This is a genomic window from Streptomyces sp. KR80 (assembly GCF_052245555.1).
Taxonomy (GTDB): domain Bacteria; phylum Actinomycetota; class Actinomycetes; order Streptomycetales; family Streptomycetaceae; genus Streptomyces.
Genome location: NZ_JBQQCD010000006.1, coordinates 41,539 through 64,835 on the forward strand (window position 1 = coordinate 41,539; position 23,297 = coordinate 64,835).

The 23,297-nt window shown below is 71.2% G+C and carries 23 protein-coding genes; 7 read left to right on the forward strand and 16 right to left on the reverse strand.

The window, feature by feature from the left end; all coding sequences use genetic code 11:
- Positions 1 to 235: 235 nt before the first annotated feature.
- Positions 236 to 895 (forward strand): hypothetical protein, encoded by a 660-nt coding sequence (locus ACTWQI_RS11310; RefSeq protein WP_443269680.1) that lies wholly within the window; start codon positions 236 to 238, stop codon positions 893 to 895.
- A 35-nt stretch (positions 896 to 930) separates the two neighbouring features.
- On the opposite strand, the gene ACTWQI_RS11315 is transcribed toward ACTWQI_RS11310, so the two are convergent.
- The 5 genes from ACTWQI_RS11315 to ACTWQI_RS11335 form a co-directional block, all read right to left on the reverse strand.
- The gene (locus ACTWQI_RS11315) at positions 931 to 1,488 is read right to left on the reverse strand and encodes a glycoside hydrolase family 25 protein (RefSeq protein WP_443269681.1); all 558 of its coding nucleotides are present in this window, start codon (positions 1,486 to 1,488) and stop codon (positions 931 to 933) included.
- Between the two features lie 39 nt (positions 1,489 to 1,527).
- A complete protein-coding gene (locus ACTWQI_RS11320) occupies positions 1,528 to 3,195 on the reverse strand; it encodes a Mut7-C RNAse domain-containing protein (RefSeq protein WP_443269682.1) in 1,668 nt (555 codons plus the stop codon).
- Between the two features lie 59 nt (positions 3,196 to 3,254).
- Positions 3,255 to 3,539 (reverse strand): acylphosphatase, encoded by a 285-nt coding sequence (locus ACTWQI_RS11325; RefSeq protein WP_443269683.1) that lies wholly within the window; start codon positions 3,537 to 3,539, stop codon positions 3,255 to 3,257.
- Between the two features lie 85 nt (positions 3,540 to 3,624).
- On the reverse strand, positions 3,625 to 4,398 hold the full coding sequence (locus ACTWQI_RS11330) for a DUF72 domain-containing protein (protein ID WP_443269684.1): 774 nt from the start codon (positions 4,396 to 4,398) through the stop codon (positions 3,625 to 3,627).
- Positions 4,399 to 4,408: 10 nt separating this feature from the next.
- Complete coding sequence (locus ACTWQI_RS11335; protein ID WP_443269685.1) at positions 4,409 to 4,972, reverse strand: DUF1990 family protein; 564 nt, start codon at positions 4,970 to 4,972, stop codon at positions 4,409 to 4,411.
- A 94-nt stretch (positions 4,973 to 5,066) separates the two neighbouring features.
- Between ACTWQI_RS11335 and ACTWQI_RS11340 the strand changes: the two genes are divergently transcribed.
- Positions 5,067 to 6,251 (forward strand): zinc-dependent alcohol dehydrogenase, encoded by a 1,185-nt coding sequence (locus ACTWQI_RS11340; RefSeq protein WP_443269686.1) that lies wholly within the window; start codon positions 5,067 to 5,069, stop codon positions 6,249 to 6,251.
- A gap of 105 nt (positions 6,252 to 6,356) precedes the next feature.
- Here the strand turns inward: ACTWQI_RS11340 and ACTWQI_RS11345 are convergent, their stop codons facing one another.
- Positions 6,357 to 7,094 carry a VOC family protein gene (locus tag ACTWQI_RS11345; RefSeq protein WP_443269687.1) on the reverse strand — a complete coding sequence of 246 codons (738 nt, stop codon included), beginning with the start codon at positions 7,092 to 7,094 and terminating at the stop codon, positions 6,357 to 6,359.
- Positions 7,095 to 7,173: 79 nt separating this feature from the next.
- Entirely contained in the window at positions 7,174 to 8,766 is a 1,593-nt protein-coding gene (locus ACTWQI_RS11350) for an FAD-dependent oxidoreductase (RefSeq protein WP_443269688.1), read from the reverse strand.
- 399 nt (positions 8,767 to 9,165) lie between these two features.
- Between ACTWQI_RS11350 and ACTWQI_RS11355 the strand changes: the two genes are divergently transcribed.
- Entirely contained in the window at positions 9,166 to 9,345 is a 180-nt protein-coding gene (locus tag ACTWQI_RS11355; protein WP_443269689.1) for a hypothetical protein, read from the forward strand.
- Positions 9,346 to 9,612: 267 nt separating this feature from the next.
- Complete coding sequence (locus ACTWQI_RS11360) at positions 9,613 to 11,601, forward strand: ATP-binding cassette domain-containing protein (RefSeq protein ID WP_443269690.1); 1,989 nt, start codon at positions 9,613 to 9,615, stop codon at positions 11,599 to 11,601.
- A gap of 60 nt (positions 11,602 to 11,661) precedes the next feature.
- Here ACTWQI_RS11360 and ACTWQI_RS11365 read toward each other — a convergent pair whose 3' ends face one another.
- Together ACTWQI_RS11365 and ACTWQI_RS11370 are read right to left on the reverse strand one after the other, a co-directional pair.
- Positions 11,662 to 12,153, reverse strand: a complete 492-nt coding sequence (locus tag ACTWQI_RS11365) for a DUF6328 family protein (RefSeq protein ID WP_443269691.1) — start codon at positions 12,151 to 12,153, stop codon at positions 11,662 to 11,664.
- Between the two features lie 201 nt (positions 12,154 to 12,354).
- Positions 12,355 to 13,656 (reverse strand): ATP-binding protein, encoded by a 1,302-nt coding sequence (locus tag ACTWQI_RS11370; protein WP_443269692.1) that lies wholly within the window; start codon positions 13,654 to 13,656, stop codon positions 12,355 to 12,357.
- A gap of 751 nt (positions 13,657 to 14,407) precedes the next feature.
- Between ACTWQI_RS11370 and ACTWQI_RS11375 the strand changes: the two genes are divergently transcribed.
- A complete protein-coding gene (locus ACTWQI_RS11375; RefSeq protein ID WP_443269693.1) occupies positions 14,408 to 15,613 on the forward strand; it encodes an acyl-CoA dehydrogenase family protein in 1,206 nt (401 codons plus the stop codon).
- A 141-nt stretch (positions 15,614 to 15,754) separates the two neighbouring features.
- Here the strand turns inward: ACTWQI_RS11375 and ACTWQI_RS11380 are convergent, their stop codons facing one another.
- The 5 genes from ACTWQI_RS11380 to ACTWQI_RS11400 form a co-directional block, all read right to left on the reverse strand.
- Entirely contained in the window at positions 15,755 to 16,342 is a 588-nt protein-coding gene (locus tag ACTWQI_RS11380) for a GAF domain-containing protein (RefSeq protein ID WP_443269694.1), read from the reverse strand.
- 61 nt (positions 16,343 to 16,403) lie between these two features.
- A complete protein-coding gene (locus ACTWQI_RS11385; RefSeq protein ID WP_443269695.1) occupies positions 16,404 to 16,988 on the reverse strand; it encodes a GTP-binding protein in 585 nt (194 codons plus the stop codon).
- Positions 16,966 to 17,343, reverse strand: coding sequence for a DUF742 domain-containing protein (locus ACTWQI_RS11390; RefSeq protein WP_443269696.1), 378 nt, complete (start codon positions 17,341 to 17,343; stop codon positions 16,966 to 16,968). Before ACTWQI_RS11390 ends, ACTWQI_RS11385 begins: the two co-directional genes overlap by 23 nt.
- A gap of 3 nt (positions 17,344 to 17,346) precedes the next feature.
- On the reverse strand, positions 17,347 to 17,799 hold the full coding sequence (locus ACTWQI_RS11395) for a roadblock/LC7 domain-containing protein (protein ID WP_443269697.1): 453 nt from the start codon (positions 17,797 to 17,799) through the stop codon (positions 17,347 to 17,349).
- A gap of 43 nt (positions 17,800 to 17,842) precedes the next feature.
- Positions 17,843 to 19,531, reverse strand: a complete 1,689-nt coding sequence (locus ACTWQI_RS11400) for an ATP-binding protein (protein ID WP_443269698.1) — start codon at positions 19,529 to 19,531, stop codon at positions 17,843 to 17,845.
- 277 nt (positions 19,532 to 19,808) lie between these two features.
- Here ACTWQI_RS11400 and ACTWQI_RS11405 point away from each other — a divergent pair, with 277 nt between their 5' ends.
- Complete coding sequence (locus tag ACTWQI_RS11405; RefSeq protein ID WP_443269699.1) at positions 19,809 to 21,644, forward strand: transketolase; 1,836 nt, start codon at positions 19,809 to 19,811, stop codon at positions 21,642 to 21,644.
- A gap of 174 nt (positions 21,645 to 21,818) precedes the next feature.
- Here the strand turns inward: ACTWQI_RS11405 and ACTWQI_RS11410 are convergent, their stop codons facing one another.
- On the reverse strand, positions 21,819 to 22,172 hold the full coding sequence (locus ACTWQI_RS11410; protein WP_443269700.1) for a DUF6480 family protein: 354 nt from the start codon (positions 22,170 to 22,172) through the stop codon (positions 21,819 to 21,821).
- Between the two features lie 233 nt (positions 22,173 to 22,405).
- Here ACTWQI_RS11410 and ACTWQI_RS11415 point away from each other — a divergent pair, with 233 nt between their 5' ends.
- A complete protein-coding gene (locus tag ACTWQI_RS11415) occupies positions 22,406 to 22,861 on the forward strand; it encodes a DUF2267 domain-containing protein (protein WP_443269701.1) in 456 nt (151 codons plus the stop codon).
- A 59-nt stretch (positions 22,862 to 22,920) separates the two neighbouring features.
- On the opposite strand, the gene ACTWQI_RS11420 is transcribed toward ACTWQI_RS11415, so the two are convergent.
- The gene (locus ACTWQI_RS11420; RefSeq protein ID WP_443269702.1) at positions 22,921 to 23,292 is read right to left on the reverse strand and encodes a DUF6343 family protein; all 372 of its coding nucleotides are present in this window, start codon (positions 23,290 to 23,292) and stop codon (positions 22,921 to 22,923) included.
- Between the last annotated feature and the right edge of the window lie 5 nt (positions 23,293 to 23,297).

The following is a 23,297-nucleotide window of genomic DNA, read 5'->3' on the forward strand; positions in this document are numbered from 1 at the left end:
AGTGCCTCGGGCGCCCGGAGCATCGAGCCTACGGCCCCGCGGCGGCTGTGCCACACGGACGGCGCCGACCGGACGACCGGGATCCGCCGCCTGAATCCGCGATGTGAGTTCGTCGATTCATCGATTCTCGATGAATCCGGATCGGCTCTGAGCAGATCCCGGCCCGGCCACGTTCTTAAGGGCACGCGGTTCGAAATCTCGACCGTGGGTTTGTGAACGACGACAGGAGTTGCGCGTGTCCCGCAGGAAAACGGTCAGCCGGAAGAAGAAGATCGTCATACTTGTCGGCGCCGCCGCACTGGTCGGTGGCACAGCCGTGGTGATGACCGGTACCAGCCAGGCCTCGGTCACCTGTGACGGTCTGGCCAAGGCGCTGAGCAACAACCAGAATTTCATCGCCGACCAGCAGGCCAATCCGGACGCCCAGTCAGCGGCCAGGATCGCCAACCGGCAGGCAGTCATCAAGCAGATTCAAGTGCAGCAGCAGGCGGCGGGCTGCGCGGAGGGTGGGGACGCTGCTGCCGCGCCCGAGCAGCAGGCACCGCCGGCCCAGGACCAGGGTGCCGGTCAGGAGCAGGGCGCCGGTCAGGACCAAGGCGCGGGCCAGGGTGAAGAAGCCGGCCAGGGCGCAGGCGCAGGTCAGGCGGGAGAGGTGGTCTGCCAGGGTTCGACGGTGACCCTCTCCGGCGAGGGAGGCGCGCCCGCGGCGTCCAGCAGCCAGTTCCCGGTGGGCACCAAGCTCAAGGTGACCAACCTCGACAACAACAAGTCCACGACCGTGGACGTGACATCGGTCTCCGGGAGCTGCGCGCTCCTCAACAACGCGGCCTTCGAGCAGGTCCGTGAGCCCGGCAAGTTCCTCATCCGCAAGGCCCGGATCGAGCGCGTCGGCTGATCGGACCGTGCCCGCGCGTGGCGCCCGCTCCTCATTCAGCCGGATGCGGAGCGGGCCCACGCCCGCAGCGCGGCGCGGTCGTCGAACCGGCCGACGTTCGTGTCCAGGGGCTGGGTCTTGTACTGGTGAAAGCGCCACGGGGCCTTGATTCCCGGCTGCCCCGGCTTCCCGTTGTGGTTCGCGATCCACAGCCCGTCGCCCGCGAAGGACGTGGTGTCGCGATTCAGCCAGAAGTCCCGGTTGCAGTACAGCAGCACACGGTGGTCCGGGCGCTTGCCCTGGACGTACTTGATCCAGGAGTCCTTCTGCGCGTTGCTGACATCGGTGTCCTCCCAGTCGAGGACCAGCATGTCGCCGTCGACCAGGTTGATCTTCGAGAGGAAGTAGTCGGCCTGCGCGCTCATGCTCCCGGCCCGTACGAAGTGGTAGAAGCCGGTGACCAGTCCGGCGTCGCGCGCGGTCTTCCGCTGCCCGACCCACTTGGGGTTCGTGTACGACCTCCCCTCCGTGATCTTGATGAAGACGAAGTCGATGCCCTTGGTGCTGTAGTCCGTCGGTTGATACGACGCGACGTCAACGCCCTTGATGGTCATACCAGTTGCTTACCCGCGACCGCACCCGGCGAAGCGAACTCACCGTCCGCTCAGCAGCACCCAGACCTGACCCTTGGCGAAGTTCAGCGGCTCACCCGAGGGAGTGGTGAAGTTCGTGCCGTCCTCCTCCGTGTCGCGGCTCCACCGGGCGTCGTACGCCTTGCCGTCGCGCAGCACCACTGCGCTGCCCGAGCCCACGGTCTCGGTGTAGGGCGAGACGGCGCCCCAGCGGTCCTGGAACTCCGACTCACGGACGGTGACCCGCTGGACGACCACGGTCGCCGCTGCGGACCGTCCGCCGTCGGTGGTGCTGAACGCCGTTCCGTCCATCGACACCCGCCACTGCTTCTCGCCGGGCGACCAGGTGAAGGAGAAGCGGGCGGCGGGGTAGCGGACCGTGTGCTGCTGCACCGGCTTGCCACCGGCCGGCGCCGCCCCGAACCGGAATCCGATGTCCGCCGCCTCCGAAGCCTCGGGCGCGGCGGAGAGCAACCGGTCGGGCCGGAGGTAGAGGTTGTGCGGGGCCCGCCGGCCACCGTTGCGGAAGTACGCGTCGGGAGCCTCGCCCGGTGGAATGGCGTAGAGCGGAGCATCCTTGAGCAGCGGACTGAGCTTGGACTGGACCCCGGAGTACGCCAGGGCGGGCCGCCCGAACTGGCGGAGGAGTTCGATGTCCGACTCACGCGCGCTGCGCACCGGCCCCAGCTTCGGGGGCAGACGGGACGAGAGCACCGCGAGGATCCGGGTCTGCCCCGCCTCGACCTGCTCCACGTAGACGATGTCCGCCTTCCCCAGGCCGGTGTGCGGCCGCGCCGGTCCTACGTTGTCGATCTTCACGGCCAGCACCGGTCCCGGGTCGGCGACGAGTCCCGTGAACGGGGAGACCACCCTGCCCTGCGCGTCCCGGGGCGGCGGCGGCATCTCCTCCTCGGCCCCGGGGTCGGTGCAGGACGCGAGGGTGAGCGCCATGACCGCGAAGGCCACGGCGGCCACGCCCATGCGCCTGGCCGCCGACACGATCCGCTCCAGCCTGCCGCTGTGTGCGCCGCGCCAGTAGACCTTGCCGCAGTCGGAGCAGCGCATGAAGCTGTCGTACGTGCGCCGGGTGCCCGGCCGCAGCAGATGCTCCACATCGGCCTTCTCGACCCGGGACAGCAGCGCGTTGCACGCCATGCAGCGCGTCCACGGCGCCAGCGGGGGCTCGAACCGCTCGAGTACGTCGGCGAGTTGGCGGTCCGGCCCCGCACCCCGCACATACGCCCCCAGCCACAGCGAGCGCCGGCGCAGCAGCCCGCGGTCCTGGGTCAGCAGCACCCGGCGTTCCGCGTTCGCCTGCGCGATGAGTGCGTCGTCGTCCATGTCGTTGCGATAGGCGGTGTCCACGCCCACCAGCCGCAGCTGTCGCGCGAGCGCGCCGAGATGGACGTCGAGGACGAACCGCAGCGGCTCCGGGCGTGGCTCCTGCGGCCGTGCCACCGCGTGCACCTCCACCACATCGCCCGGCCGCGGCCGGTACGAGGGCGCGACCGTACGGCCGTCGATACGCAGGGAGCCGACCTCCGGGAGTGGTACGCCGAGCGACTCGACGACATGGCCGAGCGACGACGTCCCGTCGTGCGCCACCCAGACCTGCCCCGTCCGGTGGCGCGCCGACAGGAACAACCGCAGTTCCGCGGGGAAACGAAGGCACAGTGCCGGTTCGTACACATATTCAGGATGCCACCGAGTGGCCCGTCTCACGCGGATGCGACGGCCGGAAGGAGGACCTAGAAGCCCAGAGGTGTCGGCCGGATCTCGAATCCCACGATCCCTTCGGGCTCCTCCTGGCGTACGGACACCTCGTCGACGATCGCCGTCGGCGGACCGTCGTGGGCCCATGCGACCAGCTCGTCCACGCCCTCGGCGGCCCCTTCGAAGACGGCTTCGACGGTCCCGTCCGGCAGATTCCGCACCCAGCCGGCGACGCCGTGCGCCCTGGCGGTACTCCGGCAGGTGTTACGGAAGAACACGCCCTGCACGTCCCCGATGACCACCACGCGCTTGCGCACCATGCCCCGCCTCGCTCCCTTCGCGGATCCGCCGGGCACAGCGGGGCCGGCCGCCCCGTCCGTCCCGTATCCCGTATATCCCGTGCGGTCACTCGGTGGTGGCGCGCCCCTCCGGCGTCCGGGTCACCGAGCGGCCCTCGGCGGAGACCTCGTGGGCGAAGGTGATGGCGTCCAGGACGGCGGCTCCGCCCGGGTCGTTGTTGAAGTAGGTGTAGACATCGGCCGTGTCCGGCCAGGTGTCGGCGATGCGCCGCACCCAGGTGTGCAGCGCCCGGCGGCCGTAGCGGGGCCACGGCTCGGCGCGCCCCTGGTGGAGGCGGAGATACCCCCAGTCGGCGGTCCGCCAGAGGGGGGTGACGGGACGGGACCACTGGTCCGCCCAGCACAACGCGGCTCCCCGCCGCTGCAGCACGTCCCGGATCTCGTCCGTCCACCACGAGGCGTGGCGCGGCTCGACGGCGACCCGCGTGCCGTCCGGGAAACAGCCCAGGCAGGTGTCCAGCAGGGCGGCGTCCGCGCGTAGCGTGGGCGGCAGCTGAAGCAGTACGGGCCCCAGCCGGGGTCCCAGACCGGCGGCGTGCGACATCAGCCGTCGGACCGGCTCCTCGGGGTCGCGCAGCCGTTTGATGTGCGTCAGGAACCGGCTGGCCTTGATCGCCATGACGAACCCGGCCGGAGTGCGGTCCCGCCAGTCGGCGAAGTTCTCCTCGGTGGGGAGGCGGTAGAACGCGTTGTTGCTTTCGACCGTGGCGAAGTTCCGGGCGTACTCCTCCAGCCACAGCCGCTGTGGCCGCTCGGGAGGGTAGAGGACGTCGCGCCAGTCCTTGTACTGCCATCCGGACGTCCCGACGAGGACGGTCATACGGGCAGTATCAACCGATTCCGGCGGGGGCTGCGACCGCGGCGACCGCCCGCAGATAGCGTGCGACGGCCGCGCGCTGCACACCACGGGTCACCGGGCCGCCCAGGCGGGCGTACCAGGCGCCGGGCCGGGAGAAGGCGATCACCTCGAACCAGACCCCGTCCTCATCGTCCCGCGTGACCACGAACGCCTCCTCGCCGCACGCCGGATGGCCCGGCAGTGACCCGTACGCGAAGCCGGTCCGGCGCGGCTCGGACACCGTCGCCACCACCCGGCACGGGATCACCAGCCGGGGACGGCGCAGTCCCGGAAGGCGGGCGACGATCAGCACCGTGGCCCCCGGCACCGGCTCGGATCCCGGATGGACGTCGAAACCGGCTCCGCGCTGCGCGCCCCACGCCCGCACATACGCCCCGGCCCGGGCGAAGACCTCCGGGCCATCGCCGAGGCGGATCCTGCGGCGCAGCTGCGCATACTCGGCCGGGAACGGCCCGCCGAGCGTCGCACCGGCCTCCGGGTAGGTCAGCCGCCGCGCGCAGGCCGCGCGGTACAGCCGGTCCAGATCGCGGGCCATACGGACACGCTACGAGCGGTTTGGGCCGCGCCGCGCCGGTGCACCCGGGACGCCTGGCGCACAAGGCCGCCCAGCGGCCTCGGAAGGAGGAGCCATGAGGGCCCTGACCTGGCACGGAAGGCGTGATGTCCGGATGGACACGGTGCCGGACGCGCGGATCGAGAAGCCGACGGACGCGGTCGTACGAATCACCTGCACCGGCATCTGCGGCTCTGATCTGCACCTGTACGAACTCCTGGGGCCGTTCCTCCAGGAGGGCGACATCCTCGGGCACGAGCCCATGGGCGTCGTGCAGGAGGTCGGCGCCGAGGTGACATCGCTGGCCCCGGGTGACCGGGTGGTGGTGCCGTTCAACGTCTCCTGCGGCACCTGCTACATGTGCGAGGCGGGCCTTCAGTCGCAGTGCGAGACCACCCAGATCCGCGACCGGGGCATGGGCGGGTCGCTGTTCGGCTACACGAAGCTCTACGGCGAGATCCCCGGCGGGCAGGCCGAGTACCTGCGTGTCCCCTTCGCCGACACGCTGCCCATCAAGGTGCCCGACGGTCCGCCCGACGAGCGGTTCGTCTACCTCTCCGACGTACTGCCCACGGCCTGGCAGGCCGTGGAGTACGCGGCCGTCCCGCAGGGCGGCACCCTGGCCATCCTCGGCCTGGGGCCGATCGGGGACATGGCGGCGCGGGTGGCGCTGCGTCGCGGGGTGTGGCGGGTCATCGGCGTCGACCTCGTCCCGGAGCGGCTCGAGCGGGCGCGATCGCGCGGGGTGGAGGTGCTGGACCTGCGGGAGCACCGCAAGCACCTCGCCGATGTCATCCGCGATATGACCGACGGCCGTGGCCCGGACGCGGTCATCGACGCGGTCGGCATGGAGGCCCACGGAGCCCCGGCGGCCAAGGCCGCCCAGCAGCTCACCAACCTCCTACCCCACACGGTCGCCGAGAAGCTGGCGGAGCATGCGGGGGTGGACCGCCTGCGCGCCCTGCTCACCGCCATCGACATCGTCCGCCGCGGCGGCACGATCTCGGTGGTCGGCGACTACGGCGGCATGACCGACCCGCTGCCGCTGCTCACCCTCTTCGACAAGCAGATCCAGCTGCGGATGGGCCAGGCCAACGTCCGGCACTGGGTGGACGACATCATGCCGCTGCTCACCGACAGTGATCCGCTGGGTGTGGAGGGCTTCGCGACGCACACGCTGCCTCTGGAGGACGCCCCCTCGGCGTACAAGTCGTTCCAGGCGAAGGAGGACGGCATGGTCAAGGTGCTCCTCAGGCCGTGAGCCGCGGCACGCCCGACATCCGTCCCCGGCCAGGACTCGTACGGCGCGGAACCGTGCGGTGGGCGAGCGAGAGGCATCGCCCGCCGCGCGGTCCGTACGCCGCTGTCAGGGCTCGCAGACCGTGACGTGGAACAGGGCGCCCTCGGGGTCGCGGAACGCGGCGACGGGGCCGACGGTCGAGTCGGCGGGGGGCGATACGACCGCGCCTCCAGCCGCGAGGACCTGGCGAGCGGCGGCCTCCACGTCGTCCACGCAGAAGTGGACATGCCACTGCGGCCGGACGTGCGGGTCGGGGGCGGACTCCACGCCTCCGCCGCACAGCATGGCCACCATGTGCCCGCCGATGCGCACCACCACATGCTCGTCCTCGTACCGGACGTCGAGACGGTCGGCCTCCTTCGCGTCCCAGTCGAACACCTCGCCGTAGAAGAGCGCGGCGGCGAACGGGTCCCTGGTGCGCAGCTCCAGCCACGCGGGAGCCCCGGAACCGCGGCGGCGCACCCGCCAGTCGGGGTCGACCTCGCCCTCCCAGATGCCGAACACCGCGTCCTGGGGGTCGGCGGCCCACACCACCCGGCCCTTGCCGAACTCGATCGGGCCGACCGCGACCGTGGCGCTGCGCTCCCGGACGCGTTCCGCCACCCGGTCCGCGCTGTCGGCCGCGAAGTACGCCGTCCAGGACACCGGGAAGCCCAGCGTGCGCGCGGTGGCCGCGAGCCCGGCCACGGGCGTCCCATGGGCGAGTGCGACCGAGTAGCTGCCCTGCCCCTGGAAGCCGGGTTTGTAATGCCAGCCCAGCACAGCGGCGTAGAAGTCCTGGGCGGCCTTCAGGTCGTGCGCCATCAGGCTCACCCAGCAGGGCGCACCTTGGACCGCCCGCGTCCTGGTAAGCACGGCCCTCACCTCGTTCCGACGGAAGGGCTCACCGCTTCCACCTTCCGCTTCCTGCGGCGCCGCCGCCACCCCTGTGGGGCAGTTCCGGGACCTCCTGGGGCTCCAGGGGCCGGGTGGCCGGCCCGTGGAGCACCGACCCGTCCGTCGCGAACCGCGAGCCGTGGCACGGGCACTCCCAGACGCGGTCGGCGTCGTCGAAGTGGACCAGGCAACCCAGATGTGTGCACCGGGCATCCACCGCCGTGACCGCGCCGGAGTCGTCCCGGTACACCGCGCAGTGCCGGCCGCCCAGTCGTACGACCGCGCCGCTGCCGGGCGGGATGTCCTCGACGGAGTCCAGGTGCGAGGTGTGCAGCCGGTCGCCGACGAAGTGCTTGGCCACGAAGGCCTGCTGCTTGAGCAGCGGGGCGGCCTCCCGTACGTGCGGGAGACGCCGGGGGTCGTAGAGCTCGGTCCAGGCGGGCCGCGGCCCCCCGGCGATATGGGCGGCCAGCAGCCGTCCGGACATCACCCCGCCGCTCATGCCCCAGCCGCCGAAGCCGGTGGCCACGTACAGATGCTGCGTGCCCGGGTGGAAGTGCCCGACGTACGGCAGCCGGTCCGTGGTGTCGTTGTCCTGGGCCGCCCAGCGGTAGGTGATCTCGGCATCCGGGAAACGGCCCCGCGTCCAGGCCGACAGCAGTGCGTACCGCTCCTCGACGCTCCCCACCCCGGGCTCGAAGGCCTCGCCGGTGACGATCAGCAGCCGCTGCCCGTCGTCGTGCAAGGGTGCACTGCGCACCGAGCGGGTGTGCTGCTCCGGAGTGATGTACATGCCGTGCGGGGCGCTCGCGGCCGGGACCGCCGCGCCGGCGACCAGCTCGCGGCGCGGCTTGAGGCGGGTGAAGAGCATGGCCCGGTCGAAGACCGGATAGTGCGTGGCGACGACGACATCCCGGGCCACCACCGTCGCCCCACTCTCGGTGGTGATCCGGCACCGGGCTCCGTCGTGCAGGCCCACCGCGCGGGAGCGCTCGAAGATTCGCCCTCCGCGGGCGGTCAGGTCCCGGGCGAGGGCGAACAGGAACTTGCGGGGATGGAACTGGAGTTGGTCTGCCACGCGCACCGCGCCCGCGACCGGGTAGGGCAGGTCGGTCTCCGTCACGAACGATGCGGGCAGACCCGCTTCGCGCGCCGCCTCGGCCTCGGCGCGGATCTCCTCGACCCGCCGCGCCGACTCCACGTACGTGTAGGCGGGGATGCGCTCCAGTTCGGCGTCGGCCCCGAGCTCGGCGCAGATCCGGCTCACGTGCTCGACGGCGTCCTGGTGCGAGTCCGCGTACAGCCGGGCGGCCTCCGGGCCACGCTCCTCCCGCAGCCATGCGTAGATCAGGGTGTGGAGCGAGGTGAGCTTGGCCGTCGTGTAGCCGGTGACACCGGAGCCGATGCGGTCCGCCTCCAGGAGTGCCACGTCCAGACCGGCGCGCCGCAGCTCCCAGGCGGAGCACAGGCCGGCGATGCCACCGCCGATCACGGCGACCTCCACCTCCAGGTCGGTGTCGAGCGACGGATATCCGGTGCTCTCCGCCGACACCATCCAGTAGGACTCGTGGGTGGGGCCGTCGTGGCGGTGGTGCGACATGCCGCACGAGTTCCCCTCGGACGGGTCGGTTAACGCGGGACTCTCGCCGGCTGATCTGGCCCGAACGGCGGGCCTGCGGTCGGGGCCGCCCCGGGTGGGCCCGGCCTCCCGGGTGAACGGCCGGCCGGCGAGTAGGTGAACGCCGCGTGCCGAACCGTGCGCAATATGACGCGCGCCGCAGCCTGCGGGTCGCTACCCTGAGGGCGACGGACAGCCTCCTTGAGAGCACCGACAACCTCGGCCGTCCCGGGAGAGGCCAGCCACCATGGCCCGCTCCCGGTTGCGTGATCCGGCGCCACCGCGTCCGAACTGCCTAACTGCAGCCCCACCGGGCGTCCGGCGCCCGGTCGAGGCCGGGTCGGCACGTCCGGTTTCACCCGACGCGAAGGAGTGTGCGCGGTGACACCCGAGAAGACGAAACGCAGCCAGCTCCCGCCGGAGCGCAAGGAACGCGCGGGCCGGCACAACCGGCCCAAGGAAGCGCGGAATCCGGACGCCTGGTCGAGGTCGTCGCCCATTCGGCTGGCCGGATACGACGACGACCCGGCGGAGTCGCACATCGTCCGCGGAATCGACTAGGTCCTGTCCGGCATGATCGGCCGGACAGAACCTTAAGCGCCGCAACTCCTCGCGCGGGTCGGCCTGCGTGCGCGCGTAGGCGGGCCGACCATTCATCAGCGGTCGAACTCATCACTGAGAGAACGCTCTCGGGAGGCCGTGACGCCCCCGATCGGGCGGTCGTTTTTCCGAGCACCCGTCCGATCCGGCGTCCATCCGTCATGCCGAGGAGGCCTCCGTGCTCCACGCTCTCCCGACGATCACGAGCGTCTCCCGGCGAGGTGCGGCATGAGGTGGCCGCACCGCTTCCGCGCCTCGGCCGCGCCGACGTCCCCGCCGGAGCAGCTGCTGTTCGGCGGCCGGCTCAAAGGCGCGTGGGGGTGGACCGCCCACGAGGGGGCGCGGCTGGACGTCACCTTCCTGGCGATCCTCCGCCAACTCCCGCGGCTGATTCGGCTGACCGTCGAGCTGGCCTGGCAGGCCGACCGGGTGGCGCTGCTGGCGGTGGCCGTCGCGCAGCTCGGCCAGGGCGCCGCGACGGCCTTCGGCCTGCTCGCCACCAACCGCGTTCTGGTCGACCTGTTCTCCACCGGCCCCACCGCGGACCGGGTACGCGAGGCGGTGCCCTCTCTGTTCTGGGTCGCGGCCGCCACTGCCCTGGCCGCCACCCTGCGGGCCGTCTCCTTCGGCGCCGCCGGACGCCTGGAGCCGAAGGTCGAGCGGATCGCCGCGGTCAGCATGCTGAGCAAGGTGATCCGGGTGGAGATGGAACACATCGAGCGGGCCGACTTCCACGCCGTCCTCGACTCGGGCCAGCACGGCCAGGACGCGGCCCGCCGCCTGATCGGTCACTCGCTCGGCATCGCCGAGGCGCTGATGGGCCTGGCCGCGGCAGCGGGCGTCCTCGCCGTGCTGCACCCCGTTCTGATGCCGCTGCTGATCGTCGTCGTCATCCCGAAGGCCTGGGGCACGGTCCGTGCCGCGCGGTGCACCTATGAGTCCATCCAGGTCTGGCTCGAACACGTCCGCCAGCAAGCCACGCTGCGGCGCCTGCTGATCTCTCAGGAAGCCGCCCCCGAGCTGCGCGTGCACGGCGCCGGCGGCTTTCTGCTCGGCCAGTTCGAACGCATGGCGGTCGAGGCCGAGCGCGAGCAGACCCGCCTCGCTCACCGGGAGGCGGGTACGGACCTGCTCACCTCCGCTCTCTCCGGGGTCACGGCGGCGTTCACCTACGCCGTCCTCGGCTGGCTTCTCACCCGCGGGCACCTGCCGCTCGCCTCCGGCGCCACCGCGGCCCTCGCCATCGGCAACGGCACGAGCGGACTGCGCAGGCTGGTCACCAACATCCATCACCTGTACGAGCAGGCGCTCTTCCTCAACGACCTCATCAGGGCGCGTGAGGAGTCCGAGCGCCGGGCCATTCCGCCCGGTGGAGTCCCCGTGCCCGAGCCGCCCGACCTGATCGAGTTCGACCAGGTCTCGTTCACGTACCCCGACCGCGACACCCCCGCCCTGGAATCGGTGTCGCTCGCCATCCGGCGTGGCCAAGTCGTCGCGCTGGTCGGCCGGAACGGCAGCGGCAAGACCACGCTCAGCAAGCTCCTCGCCGGTCTCTACTGCCCCACCGCAGGACGCATCCGCTGGGACGGCACCGACCTGCGGGACCTCGACCGCGACCAGGTCTTCGACCGCGTCGCGCTGGTTTTGCAGGACTACCAGCGCTGGCCCTTCACCGCCCGGGCGAACGTCGCCGTCAGCCGCCCGGCGGAGATCGGCGACACCGACCGGCTGGAGGCCGCCGCCGCGTACGCCGACGCGCGCAGGGTGGTCGACGAGCTGCCGCGTGGCTGGGAAACGCTGTGTCAGCGCGGCTACCACGGAGGCGTCGAGCTCTCGGGCGGGCAGTGGCAACGCCTCGCCCTCGCCCGCGCGTTCTATCGGCAGGCCGACATCCTCATCTGCGACGAACCGACGAGCAGCATGGACCCGGCTGCCGAGATCGAGGCGTTCCGGCAGATCCGCGACCTCGCCTCGGACCGGCAGACGATCATCCTGGTCACCCACCGGCTGCACAGCGTCCAGGCCGCCGACATGATCTACGTCCTCGACGGCGGCCGCCTCGCCGAGAGCGGCAGTTTCGCGTCCCTCATGGCGAGTGACACGGGCCCCGGGATCTTCCGGGAGATGTTCCTGATGCAGTCGCAGCAGTACCGATTCGACGGCCACACCGTTCCGGCTCAGAACGGACACGGCGTCGGGGCCGATCCGCGGTCATGACACCCGTCCTCCCGCACGGCTGAGGCGTCCGGCGGCATGTCGCCGGTGCGCGCGTCGCTCTCACCGTCCGATGCGCGCCCGGTGGCGCAGCCAGAGCGCCGGGACGAACCAGCAGCCCGCGAACCACACCAGCACGGCGAACGCGAGCCAGATTGCCAGCCAGTCGGAGACGACCATCCGGAGTACCAGCAGCACCGCCGAGACCACGGTGCACAGGAGCAGGATCAGCCCGGCGATGGTGAAACGCGACGCCCACTCGACCGTCTCGGGCTTGAGCCGGCGGCCGGCGACGATGCGGTGGAACGAGGCCGGGGCGATGAGGGCTCCGGTGGCCGCGGCCCCGAGCAGTACGGTCGCGACGTAGATGTCGCGGTCGGCTTCGCCCAGGTCCGTGAAGCGGGGCGTGAAGGCGACGATGAGCAGGAAGGCCAGCAGGATCTGGACGCCCGTCTGCGCGACCCGCACCTCCTGCAGCAGCTCACCCCATCTGCGGTCGGCTCGTTGTTCACGGGTCTCGTGGCGCCCGGGCGGCGGCTCGCGCTCCTCACGCATGTGACCGACCTCCTTCGTCGTCACGCGACGGGTTCCCGGAGGGAAGGCACTTACTGCTCGGGCCCCCGGTTCTGTCCGCCGGACCGCTCGTGGCCCCCTCACACGCCTCGCGGGGCGTTCTGGCGGTGGCCCAGGCCTTTCTGGTGCCCCGGCGCGTGGGAGACGGCCGACAGCGGCGGGACGGGGGCTCCGCGCCGGGGGTCAGACCCGGGCGTGGGCGGAGATGTCGGCGGTGAACTCGTCGATCATCGCGGGCGTGACCGTGGGCCTGCACTGGGCGAGGGCCGCGAGGTAGTCCTCGGTGCCGGCCCCCGTCCGGCCCGGACCGGCGCCGCCGGGCGCCGCGCCTGCCGCCTGGGCGAGGTCGCGCTCGAAGGCGGCCTGGGCGGCGATCCGGGCCGCGTGCTCGATGTCCGCGGGGGTGAACAGCTCGCTCGCCCCCACCAGCGCGTCCAGGTCGACGTCGGCGCGCCCGTCGGCGTACCGCGACCAGATCGCGGACCGGGCCGCCCGGTCCGGCGTGCCGATCGGGATCAGATAGTCGAACCGGCCGGGCCGCAGAAACGCCGGATCGAGCGATCGGATCGAGTTGGTCGCGCAGACCAGCAGCCGTTCGTCGCCCTCCCGGAACCCGGGGATGAGCTTGAGCAGTTCATTGGTGACGCCGTGCATGCCCGAGCCCGGGAGGGCGCCTTCGCCGCGCGTGGGCGCGATCTCCTCCACCTCGTCGATGAAGACCAGCACCCGCTCCAGCTCGCCTATCCGGGCGAACGCGGTACGCAGCGCGTTCGCCAGATTGCCCTCGTCGGCGAGCCGGGACGGCAGCAGCTCCACGAACGGCCAGCCCAGCTTGGAGGCGATGCCCCGGGCGAAGGTCGTCTTGCCCGTCCCCGGCGGTCCGAACAGCGCGATCGCGCGCGGCGGCCGCACCCCGTGCCGGGAGGCTCGCTCGGGCTCGGCGAGCGGCAGTACGACCCGCCGTTCGATCAAGTCCTTCTCGGCCTCCATGCCCGCGACCTTGCCCCACAGGTCGCCCGGCAGCACGCGGCCGCCCAGCTCCTCCAGGACGCCGGCGGCGGGACCGGTCAGCGGCTCGGTCTTCTCGAAGTACGCGACCGCTGGACGCCGCAGGTACCCCGCCTTCAGCAGCCCCTGGCCGAACAGGTCCTCCTCGGGAAGCACGTAGGCGATACGCCGTACCCGCGCCGCGATCAGCCGCCGCTCCAGCTCCATCAGCAGCGCGCTCGCCAGGCCCCGGCCGCGCCAGGCCGAGGCGATGGCGATCCGCATCACCCATGCCCGGTCGCCGGCCACACAGGCGAGCGCCGCGCCGATGGGCGTGCCCTGGTGGACGGCGACCACGGCCGGCTGGCGCGCGGTGAGTGCACTGATGCACTCGGCGAGGGAGAACACGGATTCCTGGCCCAGCTCGGCCGTGGTGTCGATCAGATGGACCACCGCCGCCAGATCGTCCTCGCGGTAATCGTGGATGAGCCAGTTCACCGTCGCCGCCTCCTCGTCCGGGTTGCCGATGCGCCGAGGCTAGGTGCGGGTCCGGACCCGGGCTCGCTCCACCGTGCACAACCCGGAGTGCGGAGTTCGCCGCCGCGTACGTAGCCGGATGCGCGGATCTCCTGACGTTTCGGATCGGCACCGTCGAGGTGTCCCGTGGGGAGAGCATCCCGCATGTCAGGCGTCTGCTGGGCGAACGCAGCTGTCCTGAAATCGGTGGCGCGCTGGGGAAGGCGTCGGAGCGACCAGCGCCTCCCGTTCCTCAGTAGTCACAGAAGTCCCCATGAGGAGCGAAGAGGGGGCGCACGGAAGCACATGTCCACCGGCAAGTGCTCCGGAGCGCCGTTCGACTGCGGCTGAAATGCAGGGCACCACGAGATCGGGTGTCAGCCCCTCGTGCAGCGGTCTCGGCGGCGTCCTTCCCGGAGCCCTCAAGGCGGCCTGCCCGCCCGGCAATTGCCTGGTGGGCAGGCCGGTGGCGAGGCGCGGACAGGTCCGCGCGAAGTCGCACAACGACCTCTGCACGATCCCTGCATCAAGAGCAACTGCCGTAGCACATTGCACAGTTGGGCCCAGAAGACAACACAGAGGGTTTCAGCCAAAGCCGGACAACGATCTTGGCTAGTGGTGTCGACTTGTAGACGATATTGCTGTCGGCCAGCCTGGTGGACGGGGACCACTGCCCGACGAACGACCTTCGCGTCCGGCCCGGGCGCGGGGGGAGCGCGGAGGAGGGCTCGTCGTGGAACGCTACTTCACAAACCGCCGACATCACGATTTGCGTCAACGCGTACACGAGTTCGCCGAGTGTCATGTGCGGCCCCGAATTGCGGAGATGGAGGCGTCGCGCACCGTCTCCCGGGACCTGTCGCGGCTCATCGCCCGGCAGGGCTGGATCGGGGCAACCATCGACGAGAGCTACGGCGGCATGGCAGCCGGTCATCTGGCGAAGACCATCATCATCGAGGAACTCTCCAGGGTCAGCGGCGCAATGGGTGCCATGGTTCAGGCCTCCCAGCTCGGCGTCGCCAAGATCATCCACTACGGCAACGAGATCCAGAAGAAGACCTGGCTCCCCCGGATCGCGGCCGGCGAGTGCCTGCCGACGATCGCGGTGACGGAACCTCAGTCGGGCGGGCACGTCCTGGGGATGGAGAGCATCGCCGTCCGCGACGGCGACACCTACCTCCTCAACGGGCGCAAGGTCTTCGTCGGCAACAGTCACGTCGGCGATCTGCACGGCGTCGTCGTCCGTACCGGCCCCGGCTCCAAGGGGCTGTCGGCCTTCCTCGTCGAGGCCGACACCCCGGGCTGCTATCTCGCCGAACAGCAGCCGGCGATGGGCCTGCACGGCTTCAGCTTCGGGGAGCTGAGATTCGACGACTGCCGGGTACCCGCCGCGAATCTGCTCGGGGAGGAGGGTCAGGGCCTGTCTGTCGCGTACTCCTCCAGCGTGCTGTACGGCCGGGCCAACCTCGCTGCGGTCTCCCTCGGCATCCACCAGGCGATCCTGGACGAGACGACCGCGTTCTGCATCGAGCGGGAGCGCTACGGCAAGCCGCTGGGCGAACTGGGCTCCATCAAGCTCAAGCTCGGTCAGATGCAGTCCCGGCTGATGACCGCGCGGCTGGCGGCATACCATGCCGTCCATCTGCTCGACCTCGGACTGCCGTGCGACGCGGAGCTGATGAACGCCAAGCTCCTCAATGTGGAGTACGCGCTCGACTCGGCGCGCAATGCCATGGAAATCCACGCCGCCTGCGGGCTCTACACCGACCGCCCCATCGAACGCTATCTGCGCGACGCCTTCCACATCTTCGCCCCAGCCGGGACCTCGGACATCCAGCTCCTGCGCCTCGGCGAGTTGGCCATGGGAACGGCCAAGGGACAGTGGTCCGAGCGCCTCGCCGATCTCGTGCAGCTGGAGCCGGCCGGGCAGCCCGCGTAAGACCGAAGGAGTCGCGGGCACAGCACCGTGCCCGCGACTCCCTCACCGTGGCACCACACCCACGGCGACCACAGGACCGCGCCAACGCTCAGGCGCCCCTGGGACCTTCCCTGTCCGGAGGGGAACTCCCCACGCTTCAGATCAGCGCCGGAGTCCCAGATCCCGCTGATTGATCCCCTCGACCAGCTGGGCCGCCATCGACTTGATGGTCTCCAGACCCTGCCGCCCCCACGGCCGGGGCTCCTGGTCCACGACGCAGATCGTGCCGATCGCCATGCCCGTGTGGTCGATCAGCGGCGCACCGAGATAGGACCGGATGCCGATCTCGTCCACGACCGGATTCCCCGCGAACCGCGGATAGTCGCACACGTCCTCCAGAACCAGCGCCTTGCGCCGGACGATGACATGCGGGCAGTAGCCGTGATCCCGGGACATCACCCGGCCCGGCTGCGCCTGCTGCGGATCCAGCTCCACACCGGACTGGCCCTCGCCCGGTGTGTAGAGCCCCGCGAAGTACTGGCGGTTCTCGTCGATGAAGTTGACCATCGCGTACGGCGCCCCGGTGATTCGGGCCAGCTCCCGCGCGAAGTCGTCGAACTCCGGGACAGGGGTGTCTCCTATCCCGAGCTCGCGCAGCCTGGCTACCCGGGCCGGTGCGTCGCTGTCCTCGGGTGTGAGGAGCAGATAGCTCGTCGGGTCGAACTGCGTGTAGGGGATGGGGGCGGACATGGGAGCTCCGTTCGACAGCGGATTCGGTTGCGCCGACCGGTGGCCTGCGCAGCGGGGCGGGTTACGCCACCGGCGTGCCGGGGGCAGAACTGAGCAGGTGCTGTACCAGTGCCACCAGCACCTGGGTGCCGGAGTTGCACTGCCGTGCGTCACACATCACGACGGGCACATCGGGTTTGAGGTCTATGGCCGCGCGGACCTCCTCGGCGTCGTAGTGGAACGCCCCGTCGAACTCGTTGACCGCCACGATGAAGCCGATACCACGCCGCTCGAAGAAGTCAACGGCCGCGAAACAGTGGTCCAGCCGACGGGTGTCCGCGAGGATGACGGCGCCGAGCGCGCCGTTGGACAGCTCGTCCCACATGAACCAGAACCGTTCCTGACCCGGCGTGCCGAACAGATAGAGCACGTGGTTCCGGTCCAGGGTGATCCGCCCGAAGTCCATCGCCACCGTGGTGGTCGTCTTGTCCTCGACGCCCTCCAGGCTGTCCGTACGAGCACTCACCTGGGTGAGTAACTCCTCGGTGCTCAGCGGATCGATTTCGCTCACCGCGCCGACGAAGGTGGTCTTGCCCACCCCGAAGCCGCCGGCTATGAGGATCTTCAGGGCGGTGGGAAAGGGGTCAGAGCCGTTTGCGAAGACCATGCAGCACCGCCTCCAGGAGGTCTCGGTCGGAAGGGGACGCCGTCGCGACGGGCCGCGGCGCACGGGTGGTGAGCGCGCCGCAGTCCACGAGATCGGACAGCAGGACTTTGGTGACAACGGCGGGGAGCCGGACGTGGGCGGCCACTTCGGCCACCGACATCGGCCCGCCGCACAGTCCCAGGACCTGGGCGTGGTCCGGGCCGAGGTCGTTCTTCGGCTGGCTGCCGGTCGACATCACCATGGTGAGAAGGTCGAAGTGCGCCGTGGGACGGGTGCGCCCATTGCTGACCGTGTACGGCCTGACTAATCGTCCGGCCGCGTCGTCCAGCCACATCCCGTCCCGCGCTTCCCCCATCCTCTACAGCCCTGTGTCGTGCGGGGCGCCGGGCGTTCGCGGGGCGCCCACCGCCTGGCGGGCGGGCGTGCCGAGGTACGGGCGGACGCTCTTGACCAGCATGGCCATCTCGTAGCCGAGCACGGCCGCATCCGCCTCGCGTTCGGCCAGGACGGCCAGGCAGGCGCCGGACCCGGCGGTGGAGACGAACAGCAGCGTGGTGTCGAGTTCCACGACCACCTGCCGTACCTCTCCGCCGTCGCCGAAGCGCATTCCGGCGCTGCGGGCGAGGGAGTACAGGCCGGAGGCCAGGGCTGCCATGTGGTCGGCAGCATCGGTCTCAAGGCCGTGTACGGCCTTGACCAGTCCGTCGGAGGACAGCAACAGCGCGTTGCGGGTGTGAGGTACGCGCTGGACGAGGCCGGTCAGGAGCCAGGACAAATCCGTGGTCTGGCCGGTACGCATGTCGCTCACCATGGGGGCGATCTTCTCCTTGGGGGTGAGGTGTAAGAGCCTGCGGTTAGCGAGAGCTGTCGGCGGGACTCTCGTCGGGTGTGTCCGGAGTTTCGGCCCGATCGACGCCCCGCCGGAACGCAGCCATCAGATCCGGGTCGTGTTCCGACTCCTGCTCGTCCCCCGTCGTTCGAGTGCGAACGGTCGGTTCGTCCCGGAGCTCCGGGACGATGTGCTCCTGGCGCCGCCGGCGCGGCAGTTCGGGTCGCTCCCCTCGAGCGTCGGCAGGGTGGGCGGGGACGCCGTCGCGGGGGGCGAGTAGCTCCCCGGGACCGATGGATGTCCGCGCCGGTTCCGCTGCGCGCGCGTGCTGCTGGGGTATCGGGGCGGGCATGGCGAGCGGCTGCTGTGCTGCCGCGGGCGGCTGCACCGCGCGGCGCTCCGGGTGCTGCGCGGAGGCCACGGCGGCAGGCTGGGGGCCGGGCACCGCGGCGGGCTGCGGCTGAGCGGTGCGCTGGGCCGGGGACGGGTCCTCGTCGCCGAGCAGCCCGTGCGGCACTACGAGAACGGCCTGGACGCCGCCGTAGATGTTGCTCTGCAGCTGGACGACGATGCCGTGGCGGCGGGCCAGGGCGGAGACCACGAACAGACCGATGCGCCCGTCCTGCAGCAGTTGGGCGACGTCGATGTGGTCGGGGTCGGACAGCAGCGCGTTCATCCGCATCTGGTCCTGCCGGGGCATGCCGAGACCGCGGTCCTCAACCTCGATGGCAAGTCCCGCCGACACCCGCTGCGCCCGCAGCAGCACCTGGGTCTGGGGGGCGGAGAACACCGTCGCGTTCTCGACGAGTTCGGCCAGCAGGTGGATGACGTCCGCGACCGCGTGGCCGCGTAGCGTGCCCTCGATCGGCGGCACGAGCTTGACCCGCGAGTACTGCTCGACCTCGGCGATCGAGGAGCGCAGCACCTCTGTCATGGTGACCGGACGGCTCCACTGGCGGCGGGAGATGGCGCCGCCGAGCACCGCCAGGTTCTCGGCGTGCCGCCGGATGCGGGTCGCGAGGTGGTCCACATGGAACAGACCCTTGAGCAGATCCGGGTCCTCCACCTCGTTCTCCAACTCGTCGAGGAGCTCGATCTCGCGGTGGACCAGGGACTGCAGCCGCCGAGCGAGATTGACGAAGACCTCGACCTTCTCCTCGCTGCCTGCGGAACTGCCCCGGAGGAGCTGTGCCGCCTGGACCAGGGCGGCCTCGGCCTGGTGCTGTGCCTGCGTGAGCTCGTGGTTGAGCAGGTCCAGGGCGTCGCCCCCGGGAGGGGGAAGCGGGGCGGGCGGCCGCGACGGGATCCGCTCTCCCTGGCCCAGCCGCCGCAACAGATCGTGGAGCTCCGACTGACCGCGGGCGGCGGCCCGGCGCAGGGCCGCGTACCGCCGCGCCATGATGCGCGCCTCGGCGTCGCCCGCCGCGGCGCCACCCAGCAGGGCGCCGAGCCCGAGGACGGCGGCTCCGACCAGGACTCCCCAGGTCGTACCGTCCGCGTGGCCCTCCTGGGACCGCAGGATGAAGATCATGACGGCGAACGACAGCACCGAGACGAGCAGCCCGGGGAGCAAGGCGAGGCGTATCAGCCGGCGCCTGGTCGCGGTGTCGGCTGCCGACTCGTGGCCCGGTAACCTGCCGTGCCTCTTCCCCGACGGCGCCGCGGCATACCGTCCGGGCTCCGGGTGCGCGGCATAGGTAGGGGGTTCAGGCATCGGAGTCCTCTCCAATCAGCCAGTACGGACACGGCGGCGCGCACCGCAGGCTAGCCGTCAACACACGTACATGAACGGGTAGTTGTTGGCTTCGCTACCCTACGCCACCCTCATTAGGGGGACGTAATCGCACAGGGATCTGGGGTGCATCGAATTTCGGTTCGCGGGTCTGCCCACCGGACGGCGGGTCGACGACCGCCGGAGCGGTCGAGCCGTGCGGTGTGGGGTGCAGGTCAGGAGGGTACTCGTTGCCGGTCCTGACCGGGGAGGGTTCGACATGGATCACGATCAGTTGTGCGAGCTCGGCCAGCAGCTTCGCGTGGACGCCGTACGGGCCGCCGATGCCGCCGGTTCCGGTCACCCCACGTCGTCGATGTCGGCGGCGGATCTGGTGGCCGTCCTGCTGGCGAACCATCTGCGCTACTCCTTCGACCGGCCGGACCACCCCGGCAACGACCATCTGGTCTTCTCCAAGGGCCATGCATCACCGCTGCTCTACGCCCTCTACAAGGCCGCGGGCGCGGTCCCCGACGACGAACTGCTCGAATTCCGCAAGCACGGCAGCCGGCTGGAGGGGCATCCGACCCCCTGCCTTCCCTGGGTCGACACGGCCACCGGCTCCCTCGGACAGGGGCTCCCGGTCGGTGTCGGCCTGGCCCTGGCCGGCAAACGGCTCGATCACCTGCCGTACCACGTCTGGGTGCTGTGCGGGGACAGCGAGATGGCCGAGGGCTCGGTGTGGGAGGCGGTGGAGCACGCCGGACACGAGCGGCTGGACAACCTCACCGCCGTGATCGACGTCAACCGGCTCGGCCAGCGCGGTCCCACCCGCCACGAGTGGGACCTGGGCGCCTATGCCCGGCGGATCCAGGCCTTCGGATGGCACACCGTCGAGATCGACGGCCATGACGTCGACGCGATCGACGAGGCCTACGCCGAGGCCCGGTCCACGGCGCTGCGGCCCACTGCGATCATCGCCCGCACGGTGAAGGGCCGGGGCGTCGCGGCGGTGGAGGACCGCGAGGGCTTCCACGGCAAGCCGTTGCCGGACGCCGCGGAGGCCGTCGCCGAGCTGGGCGGCATCCGCGATCTGCGCGTCGAACCGCACGCCCCGCCCCAGGTCCGTGACCCCCGGCGCGTCATGAGCGTTCTCGAGCTGCCGCGCTTCGACATCGGGAGCAAGGCCGCGACGCGTACGGCGTTCGGGCAGGCGCTGGCGGCCCTCGGTGCGGCGCGCGGCGATGTGGTGGTCCTCGACGGCGAAGTCGGGGACTCCACCCGGTCCGAGTTCTTCGCCAAGGACCACCCCGACCGGTATCTCGAGTGCTACATCGCCGAGCAGCAGCTCGTCGCCGCCGCGGTGGGTGTGCAGGTGCGCGGCTGGGTGCCGTACGTCGCCACCTTCGCCGCGTTCCTCACCCGCGCCCACGACTTTCTGCGCATGGCCTCGGTGAGCCGCGCCCACCTCGTGGTGGTCGGCTCGCACGGAGGAGTGTCCATCGGCGAGGACGGGCCGTCCCAGATGGGGCTGGAGGACCTAGCGCTCTTCCGTGCCGTGCACGGCAGCACCGTGCTCTACCCGTGCGACGCCAACCAGACCGCCCGGCTGACCGCCGCACTGGCCGATCGGCCGGGGATCGGCTATCTCCGCACCACCCGCGGCGACACCCCGGTCATCTACGGGCCCGATGAGGAGTTCCCGATCGGTGGCAGCAGGCTGCTGCGCTCGTCGGAGGAGGACCGGGTCACCCTGGTCGCCGCCGGGGTGACCGTCCACGAGGCGCTGGCCGCGGCGGGGCGGCTCGCCGAGGAGGGGCTGCCGGCCCGGGTGATCGACCTGTACTCGCTCAAACCGGCGGACACCACGGCGCTTCGCAGGGCCGCCGAGGTCACGGGATGCGTGGTCACCGTCGAGGACCACCACCCCGAGGGCGGGCTGGGCGACGCGGTGGCCGAGGCCTTCGCCGACGGCCGGCCCGCGCCCCGGACGACCCGGCTCGCCGTGCGGACGATGCCGGCCTCGGCCACCCCTGACCAGCAGCTGCACGCGGCAGACATCGACGCGGACGCCATCGTGGCGGCCGCCCGTCGCTTGGTCAGGACGGCGGCCTGAGCGCGGGCGCCGGCCGGGCCTACCGCCGGGCTGGCGGGAAGTCAGGTCTGTGGAGCCGGTGTAAGACCGATGGGCGGCACACCGTCCCTCGCCGTTAGTTCGGGTCGGCGATCGGCTGTGAAGCAGAAAGCTCAACCCGCGAGGGGAATCTCCCTGCTTCAGCCGGGAGGGAAGTCAACGGGTCAGGTAGCCGACCAGGAAGAACACGGCGAACAAGAGGACCAGGACCACCAGCGCGATCAACGGCCCGGGTCCCCAGCCCTTGACCGGGTTGTACGTCTCCCGCGGTCCCGCACCGGAGAGGCTGTCCTCGCCCGGTGGGGTCTCCCCGGGCGGCACACCCACCGGTTCGGGCCGCTCGGGCGCCTCGCCCGGTTCGGGCGAGCCTGGCACCTCGCCTGGCTCGGGCCTGCCGGGTGCCTCACCTGGTTCCGGCCGACCGGTCGCACCGCTGGGCTCCGACGGACCGGGAGTGGGTCCGGGCTTCGGCTCCGGTTCCGGCCCCCGTTCCGGATACTTGTCGGTCATGGCTGCCGAGTGCGCCCCGGACACCGTTTTCACACCTCACGGGCCACGGAATTTCGGCAGCGGGGCGCCTCCCTGGGGGTACCCCCACCCAGCGGTAGCTAGGGGAGGCAGCTGGGGGAGTACCCCCAGGGGGAGCACGGGCGCCCGGCCGCGGGGCAGGTGTCGAGGGGCCGCCGACGGGACACCCGGCTGGTGGCGGGCGGAATCCGCACTCATCCGAGGCGGTGGTGATCATGCGCTACGACGAGCTGACCGGACAGGTGCAGATCCGGGCACAGCTGCCCGACCGGCAGGCGGCGGAGCGGGCCGTACGGGCCACCCTCGAGACGCTCGCCGAGCGGATCCCCGGCGGCCTGGCCGATCACCTGGCGGCGCAGCTGCCCATTGAGGCGGGGGAGGCGCTCCGCCGGATCACCGTTGCCCACGAGGGCTCGCCGCAGCAGCGCGCGTACTGGCGCGACCACGGTGAACGGTTCGACATCACGGGCTTCGCGGGGCGGATCGCCTGGCGCGCAGGTGTCTCCGAGGAGGTCGCGCTGCAGGATGCGGCGGTCATGTTCGAGGTGCTGGACGCCGCGGTGAGTCCCGGACTGATGCACCGGCTCCACCGCGCGCTGCCCAGTGACATCCGGGCGCTGCTGCCGGAGGAGCGGGCCACCGAGGAAGCGGGCGAGGAGACGACGGGCTGAGGACGGGCTGAGCGAGCGCCCAAGGCGGGCACGGCTCGGCGGGCGCGCGACGCGCAGCCTTAGCGGCCCCGCCGTCGCATGCGCTCATTCCTGCGCCGGTGCTGTACGACCGTCAGGTCCGCCAGGGCCAGCAGGGACATCACGGCGCACACGATCGCGACCGCCCCCAGCGCACCGGAACTGGGAGAGCTGCCCGCATCGGACCGGGCCGCCCACCACGCGAAGAGCACCGCCCCCGCCAGGAACAGCGGTGTGTAGATCGCCGACAGCAGCAGCCTCAGCCCGAGCGCGCTGCGCGCGGTCATCGGCTCCGTGCCGGTGCGCGGGCGGCGGCGACCGGAGAGGCCGGAGCGCGACCGGGGCGCGGGAGAATGAGAGTCCTCCTGCCCACCGGCACCACCCGGGACGGGGTAGCGGCCGTCGTCACTCATGGTGG